An 11526-nucleotide genomic window follows, 5' to 3' on the forward strand; every position below is an offset into this window, starting at 1 on the left:
GCCATGAAATCCTCCCTGCGGCCCCTTCTTCTTGCGGCCCTTCTGAGTGGCTGCGCTGTCTTGCGGCCTTCCAATACCGTCGAATTGAACCTCGTTGCGCTGAACGATCTGCACGGCAATCTCGAAGCCTCCCGTTATGGCGGCGAGGAGAAGATAGGTGGCGTCGAGACGCTGGCCGCTGCATTGAAGGACTGGCGCAAGGATGATCCGCAACTGATGCTGGTGGGGGCAGGCGATCTGGTTGGCGCCAGCCCTGCGATATCCTCGATGTGGGCCGACGAACCGACCATTGATGCACTGAACATGCTGGGCCTGCGCGTGACTTCGGTGGGCAATCACGAATTCGATCCGGGCCGCGCCGAACTGCTGCGCCAGCAGAACGGCGGCTGCGCTTCGCCGCGCATGGACAAGGCCTGCAAGTTCGAGACTGCCTTTGAAGGCGCGAAGTTCAGCTATCTCGCCTCCAACGTCATCGATACCCGCAGCAATACGCCCGTGGTGCCTGCCTATCGTATCGAAGAGGTAAAGGGGGTGAAGGTGGCCTTCATCGGCGCCGTGGTCAAAGATTTGCCGGAACTGGTTTCCGCCAGCAGCCTGAGTGGCATGCAGGTGATCGATGAAGCGCAGGCCATCAACAAACTGATTCCACAGCTGCGCGAGCAGGGCGCAACTGTCTTCGTGGTGCTGATCCACCAGGGCGGCAAGCACGCGCACAATGATGAAGCCTTGCCGCAAAGTGAATACTGCGATGATCTGACTGGCGATATCGTGGGTGTGGTCAAGCGTCTCGACCCGGTCATTCGTCTTGTCATCAGTGGCCACTCGCACAAGGAATACCTGTGCAAGGTGGATGGCCGGCTCGTCACACAGGCACAGATGGGCGGTCATGTGCTGTCGCGCATCCGCATGATAGTCGACAAGCAAAGCGGCGTGCTGACCGACGTCAGCGCCCGCAATATCGTGATGGAGCCAGGCCGCTTCGGCGCCGAGCCAGCCATGCAGGCGTTTATGGACAAGGTACGCGCCCGCAGCAATGCGGAGCTGGCGAAACCTGTCGCCACCCTGGGCGCGTCCGTTGTCCGCCAGCCGCGCATGGATGGCACGGAAGAATCGCCGCTGGGACAGGTGGTGGCGGATGCGACACTGCTGGCAGGCCGTCCATGGGGCGCGCAGATCGCCTTCATGAACCTGGGCGGCGTGCGCATGGACCTGGAAACCCGCAAGGGCAATATCGCCACGCTGGGCAATGTGCAGGCCGCGCTGCCGTTCGGGAACGAGCTGGTGGTCATGAACATGACCGGCGCCCAGGTGCGCGCGCTGCTCGAAGAACAATGGCATGCTGGCGAAGCCAATAACAAGCGCGCCATGCTGCAGGTATCCGAAGGTTTCACCTACCAGTACGATTTGCGCCAGCCTGTTGGCCAGCGTATCGTCCCGGACAGCATAACGCTCAATGGCGTGCGCCTCGAAGACAGCGACAGCTATCGCGTAGCAGTCAACAACTTCATCGCTGAAGGCGGCGATGGCTTCTCCATGTTCACCAAGGGCAGCAATCGCGTGAAGACCGGCGTGCGCGACGTGGATTCGCTGGCGCAGTACCTGGTGCGCCGCGAGAACGATAGAAAACCGGTTGGCCAGCAGGCCACCACTTTGCGCTTCACGCGCATCAAATAAAGGAGCACCATGCGCCGCTTTATCCTTGCCGCTGCACTGAGCGCCGTTTTCGGCAGCGCCCATGCGGATTTCCGCATTCCCGGCTTCGAACTGGTGCAGACAGCGCCGGTTGAAACCACGCTGCACAGCGCCGATCTGCGCGATCCAGTGACCGTTTGGTCTGAGCTGTTCGATAACGCGAAAAGCGAGATCGTTATTGGCCAGTTCTACATTGCCAGCAAAGCCGGCGCACCTTTCGAACATGTGATCGAGCGCCTGGACGCTGCCGGCAAGCGTGGCGTGAAGATCCGCTTCCTGCTGGATCAAAAAGGTGTCGGCTTGTCCGATGCTGCGACCATTGAACGCATCAAGGCGATTCCGAATATGGAATTCCGCATCCTGGACGTCAACAAACTGACGGGCAACGGCATCATTCACGCCAAGTACCTGGTGGTGGACCGCGCTGTGGCCTTTGTCGGCAGCCAGAACTTCGACTGGCGTTCATTCACGCACATCCACGAGACGGGCCTGCGCATCAGCGATCCGAAAGTAGTTGGCGAAATTCAGGCGATCTTCGAGCAGGACTGGAGCGCCCAGGCGCAAGTGGCGCAAGGCCGCACCGTGGCGCCGCTGCGTGCCAAGGCGCCTGTGCTGGCAACGCCGGCGCCGCTGGCTGAAGTAGCGCCGGCGCTCGCTGCACCTGCAGCCGCGCCGGACGCCGTGCTGCTGTCCAGCCCGGGCGCGTTCAATCCGCCGGGCGTGCTCGATTCCGAAATCACGCTGCCAGCCTTGCTGGCCGATGCGAAAGAAGAAGTGCGCGTGCAGCTGCTGGACTACGCACCGCTCAGCTACGGCCCGAAAGGCACGCGCCCTTACTACGCAGTGATCGACAACGCCGTCCGCGCTGCGGCCAACCGTGGCGTGAAGATCAAGCTGATGGTATCGAACTGGAACCTGGAAGCGCCGGCGCTGGCTTACCTGAAGAGCCTTGCCGTGCTGCCGAATGTGGAGATCCGCGTGGTCACGCTGCCGAAAGCCTCGACCGGCTTTATTCCGTTCGCGCGCGTCATCCACAGCAAGATCATGACGATTGACGGTAAGCTGGCCTGGGTCGGCACCAGCAACTGGTCCGGCGGCTATCTGGACCTGTCGCGCAATATCGAAGTCGTGATGCGCAACGAGCAGATGGCAAAACGACTGACGGCGCTGCATGAACAAACCTGGTCTTCGCAATACGCGCAGCCACTGGACATCAACAAGAACTACCCGAAACCGAACAAGGCCAAGGAAGAGGAATGAAAAAACTCGCATGCATCGCGGCGATCAGCGCCGCCTTTATTTCGACCAACGCGCTGGCGTGGGGTAATGCCGGTCACCGCGTTGTCGGCGCCATCGCCGATAAGCTGATCAAAGGCACCGACGCGGAGAAGCAGGTAAAAGCCTTGCTGCTGCCGGGTGAAAGCCTGGAGTCCATCGCCAACTGGGCGGACTGCGTGAAGGGCACCTTCTGCGGCCCGCAAACCGCGGAGATGGCGGATTATGTGAGCGCCAATCCGAAGCACTCCGAATATCACTACACGGACGTGCCGTTCCAGCTGAGCGAATACCACGATCACGCCGTCGGTACGGCTGATGACGACATCGTGCAAACAATGAAGGAAGCTATCCTGGTCCTGCAGGGCAAGGATACGCCGGAAACCAACCCGCACAAATTCACCAGGCGCCAGGCGCTGCTGATCCTGACCCACCTGGCCGGCGACATCCATCAGCCGCTGCACGTGGGCGCGGCCTACGTCAGCAAGGACGGCATGTTCGTGGTGCCGAAAACCCAGGCAGAAATCGATTCGCTGAACGTCTTTGATTCGCGCGGCGGGAACAACTTCCAGATGGACGAAGCGGCATTGGCTGCATCGAGCGCGAAGCTGATTCCGCCGTCGGACACCAAACCGGAAGCATCTAAGTATCCGACCAAGCCTTTCCACTCTTACTGGGATACCACGGTGGTGGATTACGCCATGCGCCGTACCAGCAAGCGCACGCCGGAGCAGTTCGCGCAATGGGCCGTCGAGAACAAGCCGGCGCTGGCCGCCAATACAGGCGATGTGGCGAGCTGGCCGTATCAGTGGGCCAACGATGCACTGGTGGTATCGAAGCAAGCCTACGCCGATGTGAAGGTTGGTACCGCGACCAAGCAGACCAGCAAGAGCGGCGAAGCTTATACGGTATGGGCCATGACGGTGCCGGACAACTATCCCGTGCCGTCGTCCGCGATCGCACGCGAGCAACTGGTCAAAGGCGGCTACCACCTGGCCGAGCTGCTGGAAAAAATCTGGCCTTAAACCAAGGCGCGGAAAGGGCGGGCAGGAGGGGCGCACAAGGCGCAGGCAGTCACCTGCTTGGAGTGCGCGCTGGTCTTGATATGCCAGCTCAGCTATCTCCCCCCGCTTCCTTGAATATAGTCCGCGCAACGAGTCGATACAATGAAAAAACCCCGCCGCGGCGGGGTTTCTTTTTGACTGTGTGGCCTTAGCGCGACTTGACGAACGGTACGCCGATGGCCTTTGGTGCGACCGACTTGGCCATCAGGCCCGCCAGCACGATCACGGTCACTACATACGGCACCATCTGGATCAGCGCACCAGGAATGCGGCCCACTACCGGCAGGTCCACGCCTTCCAGCTGGATCTGGACAGCGCCGAAGAAGCCGAACATCAGACAACCGAGGAAGGTGTACATCGGACGCCAGTTACCGAACACCATGGCGGTCAGCGCCAGGTAGCCGGCACCGGCCGACATATCGCGCAGGAAGAAGCCCGATTGCACGATGGCCAGGTAAGCACCGGAGAAGGAGCACAGCACGCCGGCGATCAGCATGGCCGAATAACGGATGGTTGCCACCGACACGCCGGCCGCATCCGCCGCATGCGGGTTCTCGCCGCAGGCGCGCAGGCGCAAGCCAAAGCTGGTGTGGTACAGCACCCAGTGCACCACCGGTACCAGGGCGAAGGCCAGATAAACCAGCACGGAATGGCCGCCGATCAGCTGCGTGTAAATCCAGCCCAGGCCAGGGATGTCGGCCACGGCGGAACTGCCAGGAAGTACGACGTCGAACAAGCGCGCGTCACCCAGATCAGGGGTGCGGCCGCCTTGCTGGAAAAAGTATTGCGCTACCACGAAGGTCAGGCCGCTCATGGCGATATTGATCGCGATGCCGCCCACCAGCTGGTTGCCCTTCTGGGTGATGGCGACGAAGCCTTGCAGCAGGGCCAGCGCCACGGAAATGCCCATGCCGGCCAGGATGCCGTACCAGGGATTATGCGTGGCGAAGGCGACGGCTGCCGACACGAAGGCCGATGCCAGAATCTTGCCTTCCAGGCCGATATCGATCACGCCGGAGCGTTCCGCAAACAAGCCGGCCATGGCGGCGAAAATCAGCACCGGCGCATTGCGCACGGTGGATATGACGATGGAGCCGAGATGGAGATCTTCAAAAGTCATGGTATTAGCCCTTGCGCGATTTCAGCAGCTTGATGATGGCCGGTGCGTACAGATTTTCCATCGCGCCGCAGAACAGGATGATCAGGCCCTGGATGAAGATAAAGGTTTCGGTCGGAATGTTCGGTTTTTCCAGCGACAGGTCGAAGCCGCCCTGAATCAGCGCGCCGAAAAGGATGGCCGACAGCAGGATGCCGACCGGATGCTGGCGGCCCATCAGCGCAATCGCGATGCCGACGAAGCCCGCGCCGCCGACGAAGTTCAGCGACAGGTAGTGCGTGGAACCGAGGATGGAGTTCACCGAACCCAGACCAGCCAGCGCGCCGGAAATCGCCATGGTGGCGATGATCATGGCGGAGATCTTCACACCAGCGTAGTGCGCGGCGTGCTTGTTTAGGCCCGTAGCGCGCAGCTTATAGCCCCAGGACGAACGCCATACCATCACGCCGTAGATCACCAGCGCAATCAGGGCGAAGATGAAGCTCACATTCAGCGGGGTATCGCCCAGCACAGGGAACCAGGTGTTCAGGCGCGGCATTTCAGCGGCGGCAGAGAACACGCGCGACGCGGTGTTCTGCTCTCCCGCCGGGATCAGGTACTTCACGATCACAAAGTTCATCAGCGAAGCGCAGATGAAGTTGAACATGATGGTGGTCACCACGATGTGCGAACCGCGCTTGGCCTGCAGATAGCCCGGAATGAAGGCCCACAGCGCGCCAAACAGCGCGGCGCCGACGATGCCGACGGGGATCAGCAGATACCAGGGCAGGGAAGCGTCGAAGGCCAGCATGGCCAGGGTCAGGCCGAGGCCACCGAAATACATCTGGCCTTCCGCGCCGATGTTGAACAGGCCCGCCTGCATCGCGACCGACACTGCCAGGCCGGTGAACACGAAGGTGGACGCGTAGAACAGCGTGTAGGACAGGCCTTCCGGATTGACGATGGCGCTGTTGATCAGGATCTGCATGGATTCCACCGGGTCTTCGCCCAGCAGGTGAATCACCAGCGCGGCCACCAGCAGCGCGGAGAGCAGGTTCAGGATGGGCAGGACAAAGCCAGTCGCCCAGCGTGGCATATCGTTTGTCGTCATGATCAGTGTCTATGCATGCCACCCATCAGCAGGCCGATGCGGGTGGTGTCGAATTCTTCGATTTTCAGTTCGCCGGTGATCGCGCCGCCGCACATCACGAGGATGCGGTCGGCCAGCGCGCGCACTTCTTCCAGTTCCACCGACACCAGCAGGATCGCCACGCCCGCGTCGCGCAGGGCCAGCAGCTGGGTGTGGATGGATTCGATGGTGCCGATGTCCACGCCGCGGGTCGGCTGGCCGACCAGCATCAGCTTGGGCTGGGCCAGCACTTCGCGTGCGATCACCACCTTCTGCTGGTTGCCGCCGGAGAGCAGGCCGATACGCAGGTCCGGATTGGCAGGGCGCACATCGAACTCCTTCAGCAGGCCCGCGCAGCGCTGGGCGATGCCTTTGAAGTCGATCAGGCCCCACTTGTTCTTCACCTTGTCCTGGTAGCCGAAGAAGGTGTTCTGCATCACGGAGAAGTTCTTGATCACGCCATCGCGCAGGCGGTCTTCCGGCACGTGGCCGATGCCCAGCTCGCGGAACTTGGTCGGCAGGCCGTCCGCGTCGTGGCGCTTGCCGTAGGGCAGAGCCTTGCCTTCGAAGTCGACCTCGCCGGAAGAGGGCAGGGCCATACCGGACAGGATTTCCATTAGCTCGGACTGGCCATTGCCGGACACGCCAGCAATCGCCACGATCTCGCCGGCGCGCAGGGTGAAGTTGATGTCCTTCAGCAGCTTGACGCCGTTATCGTCCTGCAGTTGCAGGTTCTTCACTTCCAGCACCGGCTTGCCCGGATTGTAAGGTGCGCGCGGCAGGTTGTTTTCGATCGGACGGCCGACCATCATATTGGCCAGGTCTTCCTTGGTCACATCGGCCGTCTGCACGGCGCCAACCACGCGGCCGCCGCGCATCACGGTCACGGTATCGGTAATGTCCTTGATCTCCTGCAGCTTGTGGGTGATCAGGATGATGGTCTTGCCTTGTTCCTTGAACAGCTTGAGGATCTCGAACAGCGACGCGGTTTCCTGCGCGGTCAGCACGGCGGTCGGCTCGTCCAGGATCAGGATGTTGGCCGAGCGGTAGATCTGCTTCAGGATTTCCACGCGCTGCTGGGCGCCCACGGACAGGTCGTGGATGGTGGCCAGCGGATCGACGTCCAGGCGGTAGCGTTCGCAGATCTCGCGCAGCTTGCGCTCGGCTTCCGCGCGGTGCGCCTTCAGCTTGAAGCCGCCTTCAGTGCCCAGCATGACGTTATCGAGCACGGTCATGTTTTCGACCAGCATGAAGTGCTGGTGCACCATGCCGATGCCGAGACGGATCGCTTCCTGCGAGGAGCGGATGTGCTGGACTTTGCCATCCAACAGGATCTCGCCACCATCGGCATGGTAGTAGCCGTAAAGGATGCTCATCAGGGTCGATTTGCCGGCCCCGTTCTCGCCCACCAGGCCATGGATGGCCCCTTTGGCGATGCTGAAGCTGACGTCCGTATTCGCCTTCACCGCACCGAAGTGCTTGGAGATTCCGCGAAATTCAACAGCTGGCTGCATAAGGATTTTCAGGTCGTATTTACTGAAAAACGCGCCGGACGGGTATCCCCGTCGGCGCGTTCTCGTTAAAGGGAAAGCGAATTAGGCCGGGCAGGCGGCGTTAGTGGCACGGATATCGATGACCTTGATCTTGCCATCGATGATGTCCTTGCGGGCACCCAGGACCTTCTTCTCGATTTCCGGGGTGATCAGCTTGCGGTTGTTCTCGTCCAGAGCCCAGTCCACGCCGCCTTCCTTGATGCCTTTGGCGGTCACGCCGGCTTTCCAGGTGCCGTTCTTCATCTGCATGAAGGAGTCATACACGGCGTTGTCCACGCGCTTGACCATGGAAGTCAGCACGAAACCCGGATACAGGTGGTTCTGGTTGGAGTCGACGCCGATGGACAGCTTGCCTTTCTCCTTGGCGGTCTGCAGCACGCCCAGGCCGGAGCCGCCAGCCACTGCGAATACCACGTCCACGCCGCGCTCGAACTGGGAGCGGGCCAGTTCACCGCCCTTGGCCGGGTCGTTCCAGGCGGAAGCGGTGGTGCCGACCATATTGGAGAACAGTTCCACTTTCTTGTCGGTGGCTTTCGCGCCTTGCGCGTAGCCGCAGTTGAAAGTACGGATCAGAGGAATGTCGATGCCGCCGATGAAGCCCAGCTTCTTGGACTTGGAAGCCATGGCAGCGGCCACACCCACCAGGTAAGAGCCTTCTTCTTCCTTGAACGTCACGGAATTGATGTTATTGCCTTGAGCAACGCCATCGATCAGCACGAAGTGTACTTTCGGGAATTCTTTGGCGACCTTCTGCACGGCTTGCGTTTGCGCAAAGCCGATGGAAGCGATCAGGTCCAGGTTCTTGCGGGCCAGGCCGCGCAGCACCTGCTCGGCCTGCGTGTCGCTGGAAGCCTGCACTTCGATGAACTTGATGCCAGTATCCTTGGAGAAGCGCGAAGCGCCTTCAAACGCGGACTGGTTGAACGACTTGTCGAACTTGCCGCCGGCATCATAGACGATGCCCAGCTTCGGGTCGGCCGCGGAGGCGCTGGCAGCGACCGCAAATGCGGCGATCATCAAGCTAAGTTGTTTGATTTTCATGTAAGAGCTCCTGGAGGTTCGCTATTGTATAGTTTTTGCGGGCCCAACATCCATCCTCGGCCAGTCTTTCTTTATCCTGCGGCGCACAAGAATTTTCCATTTGGCAAAAAAGTTCTGCGCGCCCTGTCTCTTCACTACAACGATTCCGGCAAATTTTACAAATTTATTACTGATTAAAATTTGTGCACGTGCAGAAATTGCAATGTTAATTTTGTAGCTGCTGCCTACGGGAATCCTTCTTCCATACTATGCAACAAGGGCTATATGTATGGCAAATACGTTTTTTCTTTGCAATTTATATCCATATCGTCTTAATCTATGGTTTCTCAGAGTAATTTTCCGTCAATCTTCTACATGCTAGGATGCGGCCTAAAAATGACATTCCATTACTTTTAAATAAAGACTGGACATAAATACATGAACACCACCTTGAAATACACCCTGATTACCCTGGCACTGGCCAGCGCCTTCCCAGCGATGGCGCAGGACGCGGAGCCGCAAGTCGAGCAAAAAGTATCCGGCCAGCTCGAAACCGTGATCGTTACCGCGCAGCGCCGCGCTGAGAACATCAAAGACGTGCCAATGTCGATCGGCACCCTGAAAGGCGAAAAGCTGGACATCCTGACCTCCGGTGGCCAGGACATCCGCTTCCTGAGCGGCCGCTCGCCTTCCGTGTCCGTTGAATCGGACTACGGCCGTACCTTCCCGCGTTTCTATATCCGTGGCCTGGGTAACACCGACTTCGACCTGAACGCCTCCCAGCCAGTGGGCCTGGTGATGGACGATATCGTTCAGGAAAACCCGATGCTGAAGGGCTTCCCGGTCTTCGACGTGGACCAGGTTGAAGTGCTGCGTGGCCCGCAAGGTACCCTGTTCGGCCGTAACTCGCCGGCCGGTGTGATCAAGTTCGACTCCGCCAAGCCGACCTTCGGCAAGACCGATGGCTACTTCAACATCGGCGCCGGCAAGGATGGCGTGCGCAACTACGAAGGCGCCATCAACTTCCCGATGGACGACACCGTGGCGATGCGCCTGTCGGTGCAATCCCAGCACCGTGACGACCGCGTGCACAATCCGCGTCCGAACGCCATCACTACCGACTTCGAAGGCTACAAGGATAACGCAGCCCGCTTCCAGTTCCTGGTCAAGCCGAATGCCGACTTCAGCGCGCTGTTCAACGTCCACGGCCGCAATATGGACGGCAACGCGACCCTGTTTCGCGCCAACATCCTGAAGAAGGGCACCAATGACCTGGTCGACGATTTCGACTACGGTTCCTACCCGACCGACGGCGGCAACAGCCAGCACCTGACCAACACCGGCGCCAATATGCGCCTGAAGTGGAACGTGGGTGACTACACCCTGCACTCGATCACCGGCTATGAGTCCCTGAAGTTCTACAGCCGCGGCGACGTCGATGGCGGCTATGGCGCGGTCTACGCTCCGCCAATGGGTCCAGGCTTCATCCCGTTCGTGGTTGAAACCGCCGACCTGATCCCGGACCACAACCAGTGGAGCCAGGAGTTCCGCGCCGAGTCCAACTACAAGGGGCCGCTGCAGTGGATCGCCGGTCTGTTCTACTTCAAGGAACATATCCAGATCGACTCGATCTCATTTGACTCCCTGACTCCGGGCAATCCGCAGAACAAGGATTACTCGACCCAGGTGCAGGATGCGCGTTCGTGGGCGGCCTTCGGTACCGTGAACTACACTGTCTCCGACAAGCTGAAGCTGCGCGGCGGTATCCGCTACACCAACGATAAGAAGGACTTCGTGGCACGCCGTATTCAGACCAACGGCTCTTCCTACCTGCCGCTGCATGATACTTCCAACAACGTCAGCGGTGACCTGAGCGGCACCTACACCCTGAACCCGGACACCAACCTGTTTGCGCGTATCGCAACCGGCTACCGTGCGCCGTCCATGCAGGGCCGCCTGTTCGACCTGACCTCGGTGCCGTCGCAAGCCGCCGCCGAAAAGGTGCTGTCGTATGAAGCCGGTGTGAAAGAGGACCTGTGGAACCGACGTGCGCGCGTGTCCGCAACCGTCTTCCACTATCGCGTCAAGGACAAGCAGTTGACCGCGGGTTCCGGCACCATCAACCAGAACCAGCTGATCAACGCCGACAAGGTCATCGGCCAGGGTGTGGAACTGGACTTCCAGGCCAACATCACCGAAAGCTGGAACTTCACCTTCGGCTCCAGCTACAACTACACCAAGATCGAAGACCCGACGCTGTTCGCGCAGCCTTGCGGCGGCGGCTGCACCGTGCTGGACCCGACCAAGGTCCTGCAGGGCACCACGGTGGCTCTGATCGACGGCAATCCGCTGCCGCGTGCACCGAAGTGGCAGCATAACGCCACCCTGCGCTACAGCACCCCGATGGGCAACGGCGAGTTCTACGCCTACACCGACTGGGCATACCGCACCAGCTACAACTTCTTCCTGTACGAAGCAGCCGAGTACAAGGCGAAGTCCCTGCTGGAAGGCGGCCTGCGCGTGGGCTACAAGTGGCAGGATGGTAAGTACGAGCTGGCAGCTTACGGCCGTAACATCACCAACCGCATCCAGGCCCTGGGCGCGATCGACTTCAACAACCTGACTGGTATCGTGAACGAGCCGCGCACCTACGGTGTGCAGCTGAAGGCAAACTTCTGATCGCCTGACCGGTCCTGA

At 60.2% G+C, this 11526-nt stretch carries 8 protein-coding genes; 4 read left to right on the forward strand and 4 right to left on the reverse strand.

Annotated features, from left to right (window positions below; genetic code table 11):
* Nucleotides 1–60 precede the first annotated feature (60 nt).
* Genes AB4Z19_RS14215 through AB4Z19_RS14225 form a run of 3 tightly spaced genes read left to right on the forward strand, consistent with a single transcriptional unit; the run spans nucleotide 61 to nucleotide 3992 of the window.
* Nucleotides 61–1674, forward strand: a complete 1614-nt coding sequence (locus AB4Z19_RS14215) for a bifunctional metallophosphatase/5'-nucleotidase (RefSeq protein WP_442035477.1) — start codon at nucleotides 61–63, stop codon at nucleotides 1672–1674.
* Nucleotides 1675–1683: 9 nt separating this feature from the next.
* Nucleotides 1684–2952: a phospholipase D-like domain-containing protein gene (locus AB4Z19_RS14220; RefSeq protein ID WP_442028507.1), complete on the forward strand. Its 1269-nt coding sequence runs from the start codon at nucleotides 1684–1686 to the stop codon at nucleotides 2950–2952.
* Nucleotides 2949–3992, forward strand: coding sequence for a S1/P1 nuclease (locus AB4Z19_RS14225; protein WP_442028506.1), 1044 nt, complete (start codon nucleotides 2949–2951; stop codon nucleotides 3990–3992). Before AB4Z19_RS14220 ends, AB4Z19_RS14225 begins: the two co-directional genes overlap by 4 nt.
* A gap of 187 nt (nucleotides 3993–4179) precedes the next feature.
* Here AB4Z19_RS14225 and AB4Z19_RS14230 read toward each other — a convergent pair whose 3' ends face one another.
* The 4 genes from AB4Z19_RS14230 to AB4Z19_RS14245 form a co-directional block, all read right to left on the reverse strand.
* Complete coding sequence (locus AB4Z19_RS14230; RefSeq protein ID WP_442035478.1) at nucleotides 4180–5151, reverse strand: ABC transporter permease; 972 nt, start codon at nucleotides 5149–5151, stop codon at nucleotides 4180–4182.
* A gap of 4 nt (nucleotides 5152–5155) precedes the next feature.
* On the reverse strand, nucleotides 5156–6238 hold the full coding sequence (locus AB4Z19_RS14235) for an ABC transporter permease (protein ID WP_442027495.1): 1083 nt from the start codon (nucleotides 6236–6238) through the stop codon (nucleotides 5156–5158).
* Nucleotides 6239–6240: 2 nt separating this feature from the next.
* Nucleotides 6241–7770, reverse strand: coding sequence for an ABC transporter ATP-binding protein (locus AB4Z19_RS14240; protein WP_442027496.1), 1530 nt, complete (start codon nucleotides 7768–7770; stop codon nucleotides 6241–6243).
* An 81-nt stretch (nucleotides 7771–7851) separates the two neighbouring features.
* Nucleotides 7852–8850 carry a BMP family lipoprotein gene (locus AB4Z19_RS14245; protein WP_442027497.1) on the reverse strand — a complete coding sequence of 333 codons (999 nt, stop codon included), beginning with the start codon at nucleotides 8848–8850 and terminating at the stop codon, nucleotides 7852–7854.
* Between the two features lie 417 nt (nucleotides 8851–9267).
* Between AB4Z19_RS14245 and AB4Z19_RS14250 the strand changes: the two genes are divergently transcribed.
* Complete coding sequence (locus AB4Z19_RS14250; RefSeq protein ID WP_442035479.1) at nucleotides 9268–11508, forward strand: TonB-dependent receptor; 2241 nt, start codon at nucleotides 9268–9270, stop codon at nucleotides 11506–11508.
* Nucleotides 11509–11526 lie beyond the last annotated feature (18 nt).

The sequence above is a fragment of the Pseudoduganella sp. RAF19 genome, from assembly GCF_052114165.1.
Taxonomy (GTDB): Bacteria; Pseudomonadota; Gammaproteobacteria; order Burkholderiales; family Burkholderiaceae_D; genus Rugamonas.

What these genes read in the sequence shown, in the direction of transcription:
- AB4Z19_RS14230 (WP_442035478.1), bottom strand. Translation starts at nt 5,151, where the DNA reads ATGACTTTTGAAGATCTCCATCTCGGCTCCATCGTCATATCCACCGTG.
- AB4Z19_RS14240 (WP_442027496.1), bottom strand. Translation starts at nt 7,770, where the DNA reads ATGCAGCCAGCTGTTGAATTTCGCGGAATCTCCAAGCACTTCGGTGCG.
- AB4Z19_RS14235 (WP_442027495.1), bottom strand. Translation starts at nt 6,238, where the DNA reads ATGACGACAAACGATATGCCACGCTGGGCGACTGGCTTTGTCCTGCCC.
- AB4Z19_RS14220 (WP_442028507.1), top strand. Translation starts at nt 1,684, where the DNA reads ATGCGCCGCTTTATCCTTGCCGCTGCACTGAGCGCCGTTTTCGGCAGC.
- AB4Z19_RS14225 (WP_442028506.1), top strand. Translation starts at nt 2,949, where the DNA reads ATGAAAAAACTCGCATGCATCGCGGCGATCAGCGCCGCCTTTATTTCG.
- AB4Z19_RS14245 (WP_442027497.1), bottom strand. Translation starts at nt 8,850, where the DNA reads ATGAAAATCAAACAACTTAGCTTGATGATCGCCGCATTTGCGGTCGCT.
- AB4Z19_RS14250 (WP_442035479.1), top strand. Translation starts at nt 9,268, where the DNA reads ATGAACACCACCTTGAAATACACCCTGATTACCCTGGCACTGGCCAGC.